The 15636-nt window shown below is 40.3% G+C and carries 13 protein-coding genes, 1 tRNA gene and 1 pseudogene; 6 read left to right on the top strand and 9 right to left on the bottom strand.

All coding sequences use genetic code 11. The features are described 5' to 3' along the window. Nucleotides 1-36 precede the first annotated feature (36 nt). Nucleotides 37-1149 (top strand): LPS export ABC transporter permease LptF, encoded by a 1113-nt coding sequence (gene lptF, locus SJY38_RS11250; RefSeq protein ID WP_024031637.1) that lies wholly within the window; start codon nucleotides 37-39, stop codon nucleotides 1147-1149. After that, nucleotides 1146-2213, top strand: coding sequence for an LPS export ABC transporter permease LptG (gene lptG, locus SJY38_RS11245; RefSeq protein ID WP_004588475.1), 1068 nt, complete (start codon nucleotides 1146-1148; stop codon nucleotides 2211-2213). The genes lptF and lptG overlap by 4 nt, the downstream gene beginning before the upstream one ends. A 295-nt stretch (nucleotides 2214-2508) precedes the next feature. On the opposite strand, the gene SJY38_RS11240 is transcribed toward lptG, so the two are convergent. After that, nucleotides 2509-3009 carry an RDD family protein gene (locus SJY38_RS11240; protein ID WP_377109772.1) on the bottom strand — a complete coding sequence of 167 codons (501 nt, stop codon included), beginning with the start codon at nucleotides 3007-3009 and terminating at the stop codon, nucleotides 2509-2511. 306 nt (nucleotides 3010-3315) lie between these two features. Between SJY38_RS11240 and SJY38_RS11235 the strand changes: the two genes are divergently transcribed. Then, nucleotides 3316-3400: transfer RNA gene (locus tag SJY38_RS11235), tRNA-Leu, on the top strand. 255 nt (nucleotides 3401-3655) lie between these two features. Here the strand turns inward: SJY38_RS11235 and SJY38_RS11230 are convergent. The 6 genes from SJY38_RS11230 to SJY38_RS11205 form a co-directional block, all read right to left on the bottom strand. Further along, on the bottom strand, nucleotides 3656-4429 hold the full coding sequence (locus SJY38_RS11230; protein ID WP_377109771.1) for a polysaccharide deacetylase family protein: 774 nt from the start codon (nucleotides 4427-4429) through the stop codon (nucleotides 3656-3658). Beyond that, the gene (locus tag SJY38_RS11225) at nucleotides 4426-5145 is read right to left on the bottom strand and encodes a GDSL-type esterase/lipase family protein (protein WP_377109770.1); all 720 of its coding nucleotides are present in this window, start codon (nucleotides 5143-5145) and stop codon (nucleotides 4426-4428) included. The genes SJY38_RS11230 and SJY38_RS11225 overlap by 4 nt, the downstream gene beginning before the upstream one ends. A 78-nt stretch (nucleotides 5146-5223) precedes the next feature. Continuing rightward, nucleotides 5224-5517 (bottom strand): hypothetical protein, encoded by a 294-nt coding sequence (locus SJY38_RS11220; RefSeq protein ID WP_054983533.1) that lies wholly within the window; start codon nucleotides 5515-5517, stop codon nucleotides 5224-5226. Further along, entirely contained in the window at nucleotides 5517-5984 is a 468-nt protein-coding gene (locus SJY38_RS11215; protein ID WP_024031643.1) for a DUF4405 domain-containing protein, read from the bottom strand. Before SJY38_RS11215 ends, SJY38_RS11220 begins: the two co-directional genes overlap by 1 nt. 322 nt (nucleotides 5985-6306) lie before the next feature. Next, a complete protein-coding gene (locus tag SJY38_RS11210; RefSeq protein WP_377109769.1) occupies nucleotides 6307-8262 on the bottom strand; it encodes a TonB-dependent receptor domain-containing protein in 1956 nt (651 codons plus the stop codon). A 108-nt stretch (nucleotides 8263-8370) separates the two neighbouring features. Further along, nucleotides 8371-9285: a LysR family transcriptional regulator gene (locus SJY38_RS11205; protein WP_024031645.1), complete on the bottom strand. Its 915-nt coding sequence runs from the start codon at nucleotides 9283-9285 to the stop codon at nucleotides 8371-8373. 125 nt (nucleotides 9286-9410) lie between these two features. Between SJY38_RS11205 and SJY38_RS11200 the strand changes: the two are divergent. Next, nucleotides 9411-9752, top strand: a pseudogene (locus SJY38_RS11200) (LysR substrate-binding domain-containing protein); the annotation flags it as partial. A 1-nt stretch (nucleotide 9753) separates the two neighbouring features. Here SJY38_RS11200 and SJY38_RS11195 read toward each other — a convergent pair. Continuing rightward, a complete protein-coding gene (locus SJY38_RS11195; protein WP_029772681.1) occupies nucleotides 9754-10629 on the bottom strand; it encodes a LysR family transcriptional regulator in 876 nt (291 codons plus the stop codon). 119 nt (nucleotides 10630-10748) lie between these two features. On the opposite strand from SJY38_RS11195, the gene SJY38_RS11190 reads away from it, so the two are divergent. Beyond that, the gene (locus tag SJY38_RS11190) at nucleotides 10749-11717 is read left to right on the top strand and encodes an aldo/keto reductase family oxidoreductase (protein ID WP_377109768.1); all 969 of its coding nucleotides are present in this window, start codon (nucleotides 10749-10751) and stop codon (nucleotides 11715-11717) included. A gap of 20 nt (nucleotides 11718-11737) precedes the next feature. Further along, nucleotides 11738-13477, top strand: a complete 1740-nt coding sequence (locus tag SJY38_RS11185) for an alpha-amylase family glycosyl hydrolase (RefSeq protein ID WP_096740078.1) — start codon at nucleotides 11738-11740, stop codon at nucleotides 13475-13477. 59 nt (nucleotides 13478-13536) lie between these two features. Here the strand turns inward: SJY38_RS11185 and SJY38_RS11180 are convergent, their stop codons facing one another. Continuing rightward, the gene (locus SJY38_RS11180; protein WP_377109767.1) at nucleotides 13537-15606 is read right to left on the bottom strand and encodes a bifunctional 2',3'-cyclic-nucleotide 2'-phosphodiesterase/3'-nucleotidase; all 2070 of its coding nucleotides are present in this window, start codon (nucleotides 15604-15606) and stop codon (nucleotides 13537-13539) included. Nucleotides 15607-15636: the final 30 nt, after the last annotated feature.

Genomic DNA, 15636 nt, shown 5'->3' with positions numbered 1-15636 from the left:
ATTGTAGTGAAATTCTATGTTTAACAGGGGCGAGCATTGCTTATTTTTCGTTATTTGACCGCTGAGGTTTTAAAATCGCAGGTCGCCGTATTTTTAACTTTAATGACCATTTTTGTGTCACAAAAGTTTGTGGTTATTTTAGGAGATGCTTCTGAAGGGAGCATTCCTGCCAAGTTAGTATTATCGATGATTGCGCTTAAACTGCCGCAATTAGCTTCGCTGATCCTGCCATTGAGTATATTTTTGGGTATTATTTTAGCCTACAGCCGTATTTACGCCGACAGCGAAATGACCGTTCTTAAAGCCTGTGGGGTGAGTGAATGGTATGTGGTACGCGTTACTTTAATTTCGAGTGTGGGTTTGGCTATATTAGCAGCCTCTCTCACCATGTACCTTGCGCCGTGGGCGAGTGAGCAAGAGTACCAATTAAAAGAGCAAGCCAAAGCCGATGCGGGTTTATCTGCGTTAAGGGCTGGGCGGTTTCAACAAACCGGTAATGAAAAAGCCGTAGTGTTTATTCATAACATTGAAAACGGTGGTAAAGAGCTAAACAAAGTATTTGTAGCGCAGCTGCCGGATACCGAAAAAGATGACCTTGCACGTTTAGTGTATGCCGAACAAGGCGTGGTGGTAGAGGCAATAAATGGCGAGCAACAATTAGTGCTAACCGATGGCAAACGCTACGAAACCGATGGCAAAACACCGGCCCTTAATTTAACGCAGTTTGATGGCTACAGCGTACAAATACGCGAGCAAGAAATAGAGCATCAGCGCCGTAAATTAGAAGCAATACCTACTAATCAACTATTGCCACTCAATACCTCTGAATCTATAGCCCAGTGGCAGTGGCGTATTGCAATACCGCTTTCTATTCCGTTACTAACGTTAATAGCAGTACCGCTAAGTGTGGTTAATCCGCGCCAAGGTAAGTTTGCTAAATTAGTGCCAGCCATTAGCTTGTACTTAGGTTATTTTATCTTACTCAATGCTGCAAAATTTGCCGTAGAAGATGGCAAAATACCGCCTTCAATTGGTTTGTGGTGGATTCACTTAAGCGCTTTATTTATAGGTAGTTTATTAATTATAAAAGGTCGCCCATTGGGCGCCTGGCTTAAAGCCGTTGTAACAAAACGGGAGTTAAGCGCATGATGAAAACACTCGATTGGTACTTAGGCCGCAGCATTTTACAAACCACCGGATTTGCTTTGTTGGTGCTAGTAGGGATTAGTACATTAATTAAGTTTATTGATCAGCTAAAGTCGGTTGGTCGTGGCAGTTACGATTTAATGACCGCAACGCTTTACACCTTTTACAGTATGCCGGGCGATTTAGTTATATTCTTCCCGATGGCCGCGCTTATTGGTGGCTTAACAGGCTTAGGTGCATTGGCTTCAAACAGTGAGCTGGTGGTAATGCAAGCTGCGGGTATGTCGCGCTTGCAAATTATAGGCTCGGTAATGAAAACCGCCGTGTTTATGGCTGTGTGTATGATGGCTCTTGGTGAGTGGGGCGCACCAGAGGCGCAACAACACGCCAAAGAAATGCGTAATCAGGCAATTTATGGCGGCGATGTATTCAATGCACAAAAAGGCGTATGGGCTAAAGATGGCAACAACTTTATTAATATTGAAGATGTAGATCAAAACGGCCGTTTAAACGGTGTGCACATGTATCAATTTGATAAGTCACTCGATTTAACTCAAATAACCAAAGCTAAAGTGGCCATTGGTCGTGATGAAGGTTGGCTATTACGCGATGTAAATAAGGTTCATATTAGTGATGAGAAAATAAGCAGTGAACACATTGATGAAGAGTTTTACCCTTCGCAATTAACGGGCGAAAAGCTTGGTGTTGTATCGGTAAAGCCTGAGTCGCTTTCCTTTACAGGGCTTTGGTCTTACTTAGGGTACTTACAGCAAAATGAGCAAGATACCAGCACCTATGAGCTGGCCTTGTGGCGTAAGCTAATGCAGCCTGTGTCTGTTGCCGTAATGCTACTGGTTGCACTGTCGTTTATATTTGGCCCGTTACGTACCGTTACTATGGGTGCGCGTATCATTATGGGTGTAGTAACGGGAATTGTATTTCACTTAATAAATGAGATATTTGGCCCTGTGGTAATGGTTTATCAAATACCCGCTATTATAGGCGCGGTACTGCCAAGTATACTATTTATAGGCTTTGCTACGTACATGATGAATAAGCGGGTATAGCCGTTATAAGCGCTTATTTAATACTAAAAAAGGTGACCTATGGTCACCTTTTTTGTTTCTATAACGCGTTATTTAAAAACTATTACCAATCAGCTTAATTAAGTGATCAAGTTGAGGCTGGAAAAACGTGTTGATAGCTAGGCAAAAAATCGCTATTTAGTTGCCTTGGCAATTGCTCCTGCATTGCTCTACCTTCTGCATCCATGCAGTCGTAAATGAGAATTTTTTACGCAGGTAGCGACAAGTTAGCCCCGCAAAATGATTAAGTATTATTGCGCATTGGTATAAATAGGTATTAATCTAGCTCGCGGTAAATACGTTTGTTTTCTTCTTTTGTAAGAGTAATTACCTCAGTTTTTGAGATATAGTCTTGCAGCGCTTTTTTGTTTTTAAAATCAATTAATACCACAAGGTTACCTAAGCCAAGCAGGGCACTTAGGCTGCGAACAATAGACTGCGGCCAACTAATTAAGCTTCCTTCATTAGTTTGTACTTTTAAACGCCATGCGCGCATGCCAATAGTTTGCCCGCTTTTAGTCCAAAAATAGCCAAAAAATACGAAAGTAACAATAACAAGTAAGGCACTTCGAATACTCGACAGCAGCAGTGACTCTTGAATAAGTGCCGATACATCTTCAGCACCATTTAAACTAATAACATCAAGTGAAATAAGCCCTTGTACGGCAAACAAATAGAGCACAACCGTTAACATAGCAAACGCAATAATAGCTATCGTATCATAAACTAACGACGCAAAACGACGCCAAAAACCAGCTCGTGGAAACTCACCCGACATAAATACACTCTCACTGTTAATATGCGCGCTAGTTTAGCAAAAAAGCTCACAAATACTAAGCGCTATAGTTCAGTGATATACCTTGGCGTTATTATTAGCTGTATTTAATACTTCAACCAGTAAACGACATTTTGCACAGGCTGTCTAAATGTTAAGCGGTTGATCAGGCTAATGTCATAAAACGCTTGCTGCCACCCCTATTGTTTGTATAATGCTTGGCATAGAGACGAAGGCACATAAATAATCCTGAGCTCTAAAGTGGTTTTTCTTTATCTTCTCGTGTTTAGAAGGTTAAAGAAAAATGACGCCAGCGTGATGAAATTGGTATACATGGGGGATTCAAAATCCCCTGCCGAAAGGCGTGCCGGTTCGAGCCCGGCCGCTGGTACCACTTTTTATGACCCTAACCAAATTGGTTAGGGTTTTTTTATGCCTAAAATTTGTGTCGGGGCGCGCTCGAGGCCACTCAGACTGGCGATAATATCAGTGGTAGTCCGCCCGCTAGGTAAGAGTGAACCGAAACGAAGTTCCGCAGTTACTCGAAGTGAGTTAATGGATTAACGATGGATACTGCATCAAGGATGAGCTAATTACGCTTACTACATTTAAATGGGCTTATATGAGCTTTACTTAGCACTGCGCACGCTTATTTAGCTTCTAAAAACGCGATGAACTCTCCAGCCGATACATACCAAATATCATCTTTATTTGAGATTGTTTGAACGAGCTTTTCGGCGTAATCCCAGTTATTATTTTTAGTGTTTTTGTCATATTCCCACGAATGACCCCAAATCATCATTACAGTGAGCTTATTGCTTTTAAGCGCAATATATTGCTCTATTAATGGCATTGCTTTTGAGTGGTGAACGGTTGGGTTCCATGCCATGTAGTTGGTAGGGAGCTCAAAATTAAGGGCGTCGTTTACTGTTCGGGCATTAGTAAAGCCCGCTTGCTTTACTAATTTCATAGCGGTTTTATCGTAAGACCCTAAAGGGTATGCAAAAGAGTGTAAGGAGCTGCTTTTTAAGGGCGATAAAATGTGCTTATCGCGGGCTAATTGTAATTTTAATTCTGCTGTATCTAAGCCCGCAAAGCCCGGATGTGAGTAACTGTGGCTTGCTATTTCATGGCCTTTATAAAGTGTTTTTACTTCACTTTGCTTTATATATTCGCCTTCTTTACCGGTAAAGGCTTTCATCCACGGTAGCTTTTTAGCAAATAAACCTGAGTTTAAGTTAAACGTACCAACAACCTGGTACTTATTAAATAGTTCCACAAGCTTTCTGTCTTGTATAACGCCATCGTCGTAGCTAAAAATAACAGCTTTAGTCGCGCCGGTAGGGTAGCTTTTTAAAGGTGCTTTACTGGCTTCACACGTAAAGCTTGCCGCCATTAATATAGCAATTAATAAACTCTTCATTTTAAGGTTTTCATTATTGGTGCAAGCTGTTTAGCCCAAAGATCATAGCCTGCCTTGTTTAAATGGGTGCCATCGGTAGTGAGCGTTTCATTAAGCATGCCTTGAGGGCCTAAAAATGCGGGATGCAAGTCTATATAGGTAAAATTTGCGTGCTCAATTGCTTTAATTTGTTGGTTAACGGTTTGCGTCATTTGCGTTATAAAATCGCGATGAACGGGCAAAATACTTTGTACATAAATTTGTGTATTTGGGAGTGATTTATTGAGCTGAGTCACTATTTTTTCGATATTTTCACTCACCGACGCTAAGTCTTTAACTTGCTTTATATAATGGTAATTAAAAATATCGTTAACGCCAATTTTTAAAAATATAGCTTTAGGCGGGGCTGCTTTTAATTCGTTTAAACGCGCTAAAACACCGTAGGTCATATCGCCACTAATACCGCGGTTTCTTACGCGTAGGTCGTTAAACCGAATGCTCCAATTTAGCCCTTGCTCTGTAATGCTATCGCCAATAAATACAATATCGCCTTTGCGTAAAGGTTGTAGCTTAAAATGGGCTATACGCTCAGCATAGTGGTTTTTTAGCCATTGCGATTGAAAAGGAATTGCCTTTTCGGCATTAGCTTTAAAGCTTATTAATACAGCACCTATAATTAATGTGCCAAGTAGAAAAGTGATGTGTTGGAGTGTGTAATTACTTGGTTTATAACTCATAAAAACCTGCGCTTATAGACATACTAACTTAGCAATGTATCTATAAACGCCGGTTTTTGATACGTGTTGCATTCGTATTCAGACTTTGTTTTTAACCATCCTTTTTATTAAGCCTAATAGTTTAGCAATCCCTAAAGTAAGTAACATAGGTACGCCTATTAAAATAAGCTCTTTTACAAAGGGTAAAATGTACATCAAAATAGGGGCTATTTTCGGCTTTTCACACTCAGCTGTACCGTGGGAGTATCCCTGCTGATTTATTTGTGCGGCCCAGTCGGTGAGCTCTAAACTAACCAGTAAAAGGCTCACTAAAACAGATACAACTAACACAATGCTGGTGCGGGTTTTCCACTGTTGTTTTAGGTGCTTCATTATTTAGCCTCTTTGGCAAACATGCGTTTAGTCAGTTTTACTATCCAAGAAAAATTAAGCGCTAAATGCACACCTAGCATGGGCATAATAAAGGTGGCTGAATCGTGATGTATTTTCGACCAAAAGTCTTGAATGTTTAAACTAATATTAAGTGCAGGTAGTAGAGCCACCGACACTAAAAAGCCACTCACAAATACTAATAACATCATTATATAAAGTAGGTAATCCCACACTATATTAAAGCGCTCGCGTGCTGTTATATTGGCAAATAAACGGCTAAAGCTGCGTGTTACCCAATCCCAGTGCAGTAGTAAGTGAATAACAAAAGGGATAATAAAAAATAGGCTAAACCATTCGTGTAAAGGGATGCCAGTGGCTTGAGGTGCACTTACTAGCATAAAGCTAATAAGCAGTAAGGTGTCCATTACATAACGGAACTTTTGTAAGTTTTGTTTCCAATCAGACATTATTGACCCTGAAATAATTTATTTATAATACCAATCCGCATAATTAAGTGAACTATTTTGAGGATGGAAAAACGTGTTGATAGCAAGGCAAAAAATTCGCTATTTAGTTGTTCTCGGCAATTGCTCCTGCAGTGCTCTATCTTCTGCATCCATGCAGTCGTAAATGAGAGTTTTTTAACGCAGATAGCGACACGTTTAGCCCCTAAAAATGATTAAGTATTATTGCGGATTGGTATGGTTGACGCTATTTAAGGTACGCCCCCCTTAAACAGCAAAAGGCTCAATAAAATATTGAGCCTTAAATCATGAGCAAGTTATTAAATTAAAAAACGTAAGACGCGCTTAATTTAACATTACGACCCGCTTCGTAATCTTGCACTGTGTCGCTTGAGTATGAAGCGTGAGAGTAATACGTTTTATCAAAAATATTCTCAACACCTAAGGTCATGCTTAGTGCTTCAAGCTGGCTTGGTAGCCACTGCATGCTGATGTTATGAACCTGATAACCCACTTTATGAATATCAGCACCGCTTGATACTGAGTCATCAGTTCTGTTAACTAGGCTGGTCCAGTTAAATTTTAAGTCGTATTTTGGTACTTCGTAGCCAAGGTTTAGTGAAATGCTATCACCTACTTCATAACGCAGTTGCTCGCCTGTCTCTAGTTGTTCAGAGTCTGACTTAGAGTAACTTAAACGTGCACTAAATAGCGCTTTACGCAGTGAAAGCGTTGATTCAAAACCATCTATATCGTAATCACCCGAGTTTTCATAGGTACCAATTGGGCGACCTTTACCAATTGCCCAGTTGTCTATGTAATCTTCAATACGGGTTTTAAACAGGTTTAATGAAAAACCAAATGAGTCTAAGCCCATAATGTTTTGATCTTTAAAGGCAAAACCAATGGCGTTATTAACACCGGTTTCTGCTTTTAGGTCTTTATCAAAGTTAGTGCTGTAATCAACATAGCTTTCGCGCAGGCCAGGACCTTGAAACAGCTCTGTTGAGCTTGCGTTAACACTCCAGTTATCGTTAATTAGGTATTTAGCCGCTAAACCAAACGTTAACTCGTTCCACGATTTATCTAACGAATCGTTAGTACCGGCTGAGTACATATCTACTTTAAAGTAGTTGTAACGCACGCCAGGGGTTACAAATAACTGATCGGTTACAGCGATTTCGTCTTCAATATAAATAGCGTGAGAGTCGGCAGTGTCTTCATTGGTTTGTACGTGGTTTTCGATACGTTTTGATACTTGCTCATACCCTTCGCCGCCGTAGCGTAATGTATGGTTAAACCCAGCAAGTGCAATTTTAGATGTTGCAAGGGCAGTGTAGCCCGTATGCTCAGAGTTACCCTCAGTTCCTAGTGCAATATAGCTTAGTTCGTTGCGATAAACGCTAGCGCGTAGGGTAATGGCATCGCCTTTATCTAGCTCGTAGGCAAGTGAAGTGCTGGTACGTGTGTAGTCAATATCTTCTGTTTGCGCGTCTGAATCTTCAGCAAAGCCAGCACCAAAGTTGGTTTTTACGTAGTAATCGCCTTCATCGTTATATCTGTCGTATGAGAACACTAAACGGTTACTCTCGTTTACATCCCAGCCGAGCTTGAAGATGCCATCTACCGTGCGGCCTTCGTTACCTGTAACTTCTTTACCATTGCCGTTTTCAAAGTTATTTCTGTCGGTGTAGGTGTAGTAGGCAAGGGCGTCTATGTTGTCGGTTAGCTGACCATATACCGCAGCAGAGCCACCTGCGTAATCATTGGTACCTAAGTTTGTGTATAAGCGTGCGCCAAAATCTTCACCTGGCTCTAGTAAATCTTTAGCATCTTTGGTTTCAAAGGCTACACCACCAGAAAGGCCGCCAGTTAGCACCGAGTTAGTGCCTACTTTTATATCTACTGCTTTTAAAATATCAGCATTAATAAGTAAGTTTCCTGAGTGGTGGAACATATTATTGTTTTGGCTAATACCATCAACAGTAATGTTGAGGTCTAAATCGTCAACACCACGAATATTAATACCTTGTACAATAGAGTGCGAGCCACCTACGTCAATACCAGCTTGGTCACGCAGTAAATCACTTAAATGGTTGGCTTGTTTTCTTTCAATATCGTCTTGTAGTAGCGAGTCATTAGTAATTGTTGTGCCCCATACTTCAATGGTTTCTGAGGTGTCGGGAGCTTGTTCCGCTAAGCTTATGAATGACATACCAGTACACAAAGTACCAATAACAACGTTAAGCGCGTGCTTATTAAATGGGAGCGTGTTTTTCATGGTGAGTATGTTTATCTAATTTTAATATTATTAAGAATGATTCGTATTAAACCGTTCGCCGCCTTAAATGGCAATTTAAAATACATACCCTACATGAATAACAGTTATTTAAACTTCAAATACTTTATTTTTTACAAGCTCTCTAAACCATTGACATACAGGGTCATTATGGTGGCGTTGATGCCAGTATAAAGCCACTTGTGCATACTCTGAGCTAAGCTCTGGGGGCGGGGTTCTGGCAACTACGTCATGCTGTTGGCACACATCTGCAGCAAAATGATTGGGCACATAAAATATTAAATCAGTGTTTTCAGCAATGCTGCCAATACTGTAAAAGTTTTTTAAGCGTATTGGCGTCGCTATATTATCAATGCCTAGCGCGGCAAAATTTTGTGCAATAGTTAATGCTTTTTCACCCTGAATTGATATTTGCCCAAAATTACAATCACGCAATAAATCAACGCTTAATTCTTGTTTAGCCAGCCTGTGGGAGCGAGCCATTACTAATTTAAACTCGCGCTCAAACAACGGTTGTTGATATAACTTACCCTCTGAATTAGCGGGCTTGTGGCCAGTAATCACAAAGTGAGTATCGCCTTTAAGCAAATCAGAAAACTGCGGCTTAGGCAGGGTGTCTATTTCAAGGGTGATATTAGGCGCTTGCTCGCGAACATCTTTAATTATTGTTTTTATAAATAAATGCATTTGCGGCGGTAGGCCAAACAGTTTAATGGTGGCTGTGCTGGTTTTAGGGTCGAAGGTTTGCTTATTAACCAGTGTTTCTACCATATTTAAAATAGAATTTAGGTCTTGCTGAATTGATTGCGCTTTTGGGGTTAGCTCATACCCTCCAGCCATTCTTATTAATAATTGATCGTCAAACAAGGAGCGCAATTTACTTAACGAGCGGCTTATAGAAGGTTGGCTCATGCCTAAAGTTAAGGCGGTATTGCTAATATGTTTTTCGTTTAAAAGCTGCTTTAAAATAATAAGAAGGTTTAGATCGAGCTGATTTAAATTCATAGTTAGGTTTGCAAGTTATCAGTATTTCAAGCCATTATCCTAGCACTTAATTAGTTAGGTAGGTAAAGATGTTTATTTTTCAGGTGCTGAAATAGGCTTAATTGTTTTAATATGATCTAAAAAATTTTAATTGCCTTATAAACACGGTTGTCGCTAACGCAAAGCGTTGGAGTTATAGGCTTGATGGTAAGAATACCATTGTAAAAGTATCAGGTAGTTTAGAGGTTAACGACTCGCAAAGTTTAAAAGCGTTTGCTTTAGCAAGCCAAGGTGTAGCGCAATTACCTAATTTTTACGTTAACCAAGCACTTAAAAGCGGTGAGCTGGTAGAGGTGCTAAGTGAATACGCGCCAAGCCCGCTGCCTATTAATTTACTTTATCCGTCTCAACGTTTGTTAAGCCCAACTGTTAAAGCTTTAGTCGATTATTTAGTAAACCACTTATCTCAATATAAAAGTAATTGGTAAGCTAGTTTCTAAACCAGTTGGTGGTAAATTTAATAAAATGGCTAATACGTGCTGATTCGTTAATTAGCTGAGGGTGAATTAAATACACATCAGATTGCGGATACTGTAACTGCGTTAATAGCGGCTTTAAAGTGTGCGCGTTAATTTCTAAATCTACTAAATACTCCGGGGTGTATATAATTCCTTGACCTTGCAGCGCAAGGTTTTTAAGCATGTGGTTATCGTTAATGCTTAGTTTTCCTTCAAGCTCAATGGCCCTATCGGAAAAATGCCACAGGCTAAATTGCGTGCTGGTTAAACAGCTATGCTTTAATAAATCTTCAACGTCGCTTGGCTCACCATTTTTAGCAATATAACTAGGCGAGGCACAGCACACCTGTTTATAACTAAATAGCTTTTTGGCAATCATGTTTTGGGGCGGATTAAGGGTTGATCTAAATGCAATATCGTAATTGCTTTGAATCAAATTGTGAGGGGTGTAGCTGCAGTCTATATTAAATTTAACATCAGGGTACTCTTGGTTAAATTGCTCGCAAATAGTTAGCAGGTATCTATTGGTAAATTGGCTCGGCGCGGTAATTCTAATGTTGCCGGCAATAGCCTCGTGTTCATGGGCTAAGGTTCGTTCAAGCTCTAATAATGTGTTTTTAATATTTCCCATACAACTAAGCACATGCTTTCCCTGCGGGGTGAGCTTTACACTGCGGGTTGTGCGAATAAGTAGGGCTCTTTGGTATTCTTTTTCGAGCGCTTTTATTTGCTCAGACAAATACCCTCGGGAGATCCCAAGCGCTAAAGCTGCCTTTGAAAAGCTTAAGTGTTTGGCTACTTCGTTAAACAAAAATAACCGTTCAAATTTTTTATGTTCTCTCAGCATTTAAATGAGCACTGTGTTTTTATTGTTTGTTATAGCAAATAATGAGTTTTATTTTTAGTATTTAGTTGAATAATTTAATCGGTAAACTACAAGTCACTCTTTTTTAATACCGATAACTCATGACCAATAAAACTATTTCTCAATTTATACCCAATGCTAGCGAACTTATTTATGGCTGTATGGGCTTGGGTGGTGGCTGGAATAACAACCCAATAACCAAAGCCGATATAAACCAAGCACATACAGTAGTAGAGGCAGCGCTTGAAAATAACATTAATTACTTTGACCATGCTGATATTTATACTTTTGGTAAAGCAGAGCAGGTATTTGGTGAAGTTTTAAAAACGCGCACCGACCGTGATAAGTTAATTATTCAATCTAAATGCGGTATTCGCTTTGAAGATGAGCATGGCCCAAAGCGTTATGACCTTTCAGGACAGTGGATAGAGCAAAGTGTAAATAAAAGTTTAGCGCAGCTAAAAACAGACTACTTAGATGTACTTATTCTGCACAGACCCGACCCACTCATGTGCCCTCAGGAAATTGCTAGCACTTATAAAAAACTAAAAAGCCAAGGCAAGGTACGTTTTTTAGGGGTGTCTAATATGCAGCAACATCAAATAAAAGCCATTCAACAAGCCCTGTCAGAGTCACTTATTTTGAATCAAGTAGAAATGAGCTTATTAAAAAATGACTGGGTTGAAGAGGGCATATATGCTGGTAACGCGAAAGGCGCAAATATTAACTTTACGCCGGGCTTAATCGAGTTTTGCCAGCACGAAAATATACAGCTGCAGGCGTGGGGAAGTTTATGCCAAGGGTTGTTTTCGGGTGCTGATATAACCGGCGCTGAAACCCGTATTAAAAACACGTACCAATTAGTACAAAGCTTAGCTGCGCAGTACGAAACAAGTGCAGAAGCCATTGTACTGGCATGGTTAAACAGGCACCCTGCAAACATTCAATCTGTTATTGGGACTACTAACACTGCGCGTATTAAAGCGTGTGCACAAGTAAACAAAATACAATTAACGGCCGCTCATTGGTATGCACTTTACGAAAGTGTAAAAGGTTGCGAGCTGCCATAGTTTAGTAAAGGAGCACTAAAATGATAAAAAACACACTAACAACATTTTTACTAAGCACTGTAGTGGCATTAACGGCCTGTAAAAGTAATCAGCCACCAGCGGCCGATAACGCAAACACTGCAAGCACTGATAATTATTTACAGCGCGATGTACGCGACGATATATTTTATTTTGTATTACCTGATCGTTTTAATAATGGCGATCCGCAAAACGATAATGGCAGCAATGAGCATGCTATTTCGGCTGGTGGGTTAAATTTAACAACCACCAGTGGTTTTCATGGTGGAGATATAACAGGCATTGAACAAAAGCTCGACTATTTAGAAGCGCTAGGGGTTACAGCAATTTGGATGACGCCTTTATTACGCAACCAAGCGATTCAATCAGATGGTGTTGCGCACCATGGTTATTGGATTGTCGATTTTAGCGAAATAGACCCGCACTTTGGTGGGAATGCTTCTTTAAAAAAGCTAATTGATGCAGCTCATAAAAAAGGCATTAAAGTATTTTTTGACATTATTACTAACCACACAGCCGATATTATTCGTTACGACGAATGCCACATGCCAAACGGTCAATTTAAAGCAGGTTTAACGCATTGTGAGTATAAAGCGCTAAATAACCCTAAGCCGTATAGCCCATTTATTCCTGAGCACTTAAAAAATGTTAAGTACCCACAGTGGCTAAACAATGTCGATTATTATCACAACCAAGGCGACAGCACCTTTAGTGGTGAAAGCTCACTTAATGGTGATTTTAACGGCCTAGACGATTTAAAAACAGAGCATCCGCAGGTGGTGAGCGGCATGGTCGATATTTATCAAAATTTAATAAAAGAGTTTAAGCCCGACGGCTTCAGAATCGATACCGTACGCCATGTTAATCTCGAGTTTTGGCAAACATTTACACCCGCTATTATTGATTACGCTAAAGCGCAAGGGATTCCAAATTTTCATGTGTTTGGTGAGGTGTACGACCCTAATCCTAAAAACCTAAGTGTATTTACTACAGAAGGTAAAATTCCATCGGTGCTTGATTTTGCATTTCAAAAAATAGCGGCCGATGTGTTTTTTAAAGGACAGAACCCAAGCGCCATTAGCGAGCTATTTGCACAAGACTCACTATACCAAGATGAAGACAGCCAAGCCGATTTACTTATGACCTTTTTAGGGAACCACGACATGGGCAGACCTGGCTTATTTATAAACCAAACATTTGATCACGAAAGTGATGAGCTTAAATTAAAGCGCAGCCAATTAGCGCATGCATTTATGTTTTTATCTCGCGGTATACCGGTTATTTATTATGGCGATGAACAAGGTTTTACAGGCGATGGCCACGATATTGATGCACGCGAAGATATGTTTGCATCAAATGTTGCAAGCTATAACGACAATAACCTTATAGGCACCACGCAAACAACGGCCGATAATAACTTTAACCAGCAGCACCCATTATTTAAAACTATTGCGCAATTAAGTAAGTTACGAAAAAATCACGAAGGGCTTCGCCGCGGTGAATACAACGACTTATTTTTTGCTAAAAACACTGGCATGTTTGCGTTTTCACGCACAGTAAAAGGTGCAGAGCAGGCGTATATTATTGTGTTTAATAGCGAAAAAACGCCACAAACAATAGAGTTTAATAGCCCGTATAAACACTTTTCGCCGCTTGTAGCTGCCGAGCAACTTGAGCAACAAAATGGCAAGTTAACGGTCACTTTAAAAGGGCTAAGCTATAGTGTGTATATTGCTAAATAATTAAGGGTTTAGGTTAAGTAAAAGCCAGCTGCTAAGCTGGCTTTTTTATGCCTTAAAGGTTATTGCTTTAAATCTATACTGTATAGCGCAAAACCATTTTCATCTGTTTTAAGTGGTGAGGTAGGCGCAACAGCAGGGAGTGTTTGTGCAATAGTAGCTACCTCATCAAGCGGTGATGTTCTAAACACAACGTTTAGCTCTGTGCTGGTGGTCACGGTGCTAAAGCGCCAGTTATTATCGGCCGAAGGGTCAATACTGCCTGTGCTACTTTTAGCGGCTTCGCTAATAATATAACTACGCAGCACACCGCGGTTTTCATCTGGGCCTTCAAATGTTTCACGGCTAGTACCGTCAATCGCTGGGAAATTACCGCCGCCCGATGCACGATAGTTATTAGTTACAATTAAAAACTCTGCCTCTAAATCTATCGCTTCACCTTGGTATTGCAAGTTAGTAATTCGCGAATTGTTTTCACTTATTAATACGCCATCGTTGTCGTATCGTTTTGGCTGAGTGACGTCAATTTCAAAGGTAACGCCGTCAATAATGTCAAAGTTAAAAGTAGGAAAGGTGGTATCGAGTAGGTTTTGCTCAGCGCTGCTGTTTACATCAATTTGATTAAACTGACCCGCAGAGCGTTCAAGCCACTCTTTAACATCGCTACCTGTTACTTTTACCATACGAATAGTGTTTGGAAACACATATAAACTAACGGTATCTAGTAAGGTAATATCGCCTGCTTTTACATTGGTGTAATCTTCAATACCATTGCGGCCAGCTCTAAAAGGGGCTGCTGCCGAAAGCACGGGTAAGCCATCAAGCTCAGTGCCTTGAATAAATGCTTTACCCCACGCTATTTGTGCATCTGATACTATTTGAATTGACGGGTCGTCTTGCACCAAAGCAAAAAAGCTATAAATTGGATTTGAAATTTCAGCAAATGGTTCGCTCACCCAATCAATCGTTGCTTGGTGTTCAAGCTCAATTGCGGCAGCTACATCGGTATCTACAGCAGCTAAATCAACAAAGTCGCCGTTTTCATCTGTACCACTAATGGCGCGGGTTTCTACTTTTGAGCTGGTTACTTCCCAGCCGCCTTCATCGTTTGGCTCAACAATTAAATCAATAACCCCTAAGTTATTGCCAAAAAAGCCAGGCATAACAGCCGGTACGCCATTAAGTTTACCGTTTACGTTATCAATACCCGCCGATTCATAGCCATCGTACGACGAATCACCCGGAAACAAACGGTGGTTATGACCAAACAATATGGCATCTACGTCATCTACTTTAGACAGGTAAAGGGCCGTATTTTCAGCAAGGTCTTCTTGGGCGCTGGCTGTTAACCCAGAGTGAGGAATGGCAATAATAATATCGGCGCCTTGTGCTTTCATTTGTGGAATGAACTTTTCAGCAGTAGCAACAATATCTTTAGCAATTACCTTACCTTGTAAGTGAGCGCTATCCCATTGCATAATTTGCGGTGGGGTAAGGCCTAAGTAACCAATTTTAATTGTTTGTTCGTTGCCGTTTATATCGAATACAGTTTTATCTTGAAGGTAGTACGGTGTGTAACGGTTTTCATCGTTGCTGTCGTCATCATCCCCATCATCAACGTATACATTGGCATTAATATACGGGAAGTCGGCACCACTTAATGTGGCATCTAAAAACTCTAAGCCAAAGTTAAATTCATGGTTTCCTAAGTTAGCAACATCGTAATCAAGCAAGTTCATTGCTTTAAAGGCCACATGGGTTGCGCCATTTAAAATATCGTCTTTACGTACAATCGCTTCGTAATCGCCAAGCGGGCTGTTTTGAATTAAATCACCATTATCAACAAGTACACTGTTTTGCACTTCATTGCGGGCTTCTTTTATAAGGGTAGCGGTATTAACAAACCCTAAGGTTTCTGAGGGGGCTTGTGCAAAGTAATCGTAGTTAGATAAATACATGTGTATGTCGGTTGTTTCCATCACGCGCAAAGTAACCGGTGCAGGCTCTGGTGTTTCTACAACGACAGGGTCGTTATTATCGTCATCATCAATGTCGCAGCCACTCAATGCGAGTGCAATAGTCAGTGCCAATGTTGATTTTAAAACGTGCTTTTTAGCGATTCGATTTTTCATAGTCATTCCGTGTAATTTAAAAAGAGTACA

The organism is Pseudoalteromonas sp. R86517, from assembly GCF_042466295.1.
In the GTDB taxonomy this organism is placed as follows: Bacteria; Pseudomonadota; Gammaproteobacteria; order Enterobacterales; family Alteromonadaceae; genus Pseudoalteromonas; species Pseudoalteromonas atlantica.
This window is presented reverse-complemented; position numbering and strand designations above follow the sequence as displayed.

Coding starts and splice junctions, on each gene's coding strand:
- SJY38_RS11190 (WP_377109768.1), top strand. CDS start 10,749: ATGACCAATAAAACTATTTCTCAATTTATACCCAATGCTAGCGAACTT.
- lptG (WP_004588475.1), top strand. CDS start 1,146: ATGATGAAAACACTCGATTGGTACTTAGGCCGCAGCATTTTACAAACC.
- SJY38_RS11185 (WP_096740078.1), top strand. CDS start 11,738: ATGATAAAAAACACACTAACAACATTTTTACTAAGCACTGTAGTGGCA.
- SJY38_RS11180 (WP_377109767.1), bottom strand. CDS start 15,606: ATGAAAAATCGAATCGCTAAAAAGCACGTTTTAAAATCAACATTGGCA.
- SJY38_RS11240 (WP_377109772.1), bottom strand. CDS start 3,009: ATGTCGGGTGAGTTTCCACGAGCTGGTTTTTGGCGTCGTTTTGCGTCG.
- SJY38_RS11220 (WP_054983533.1), bottom strand. CDS start 5,517: ATGAAGCACCTAAAACAACAGTGGAAAACCCGCACCAGCATTGTGTTA.
- SJY38_RS11230 (WP_377109771.1), bottom strand. CDS start 4,429: ATGAAGAGTTTATTAATTGCTATATTAATGGCGGCAAGCTTTACGTGT.
- SJY38_RS11195 (WP_029772681.1), bottom strand. CDS start 10,629: ATGCTGAGAGAACATAAAAAATTTGAACGGTTATTTTTGTTTAACGAA.
- SJY38_RS11215 (WP_024031643.1), bottom strand. CDS start 5,984: ATGTCTGATTGGAAACAAAACTTACAAAAGTTCCGTTATGTAATGGAC.
- SJY38_RS11210 (WP_377109769.1), bottom strand. CDS start 8,262: ATGAAAAACACGCTCCCATTTAATAAGCACGCGCTTAACGTTGTTATT.
- SJY38_RS11225 (WP_377109770.1), bottom strand. CDS start 5,145: ATGAGTTATAAACCAAGTAATTACACACTCCAACACATCACTTTTCTA.
- SJY38_RS11205 (WP_024031645.1), bottom strand. CDS start 9,285: ATGAATTTAAATCAGCTCGATCTAAACCTTCTTATTATTTTAAAGCAG.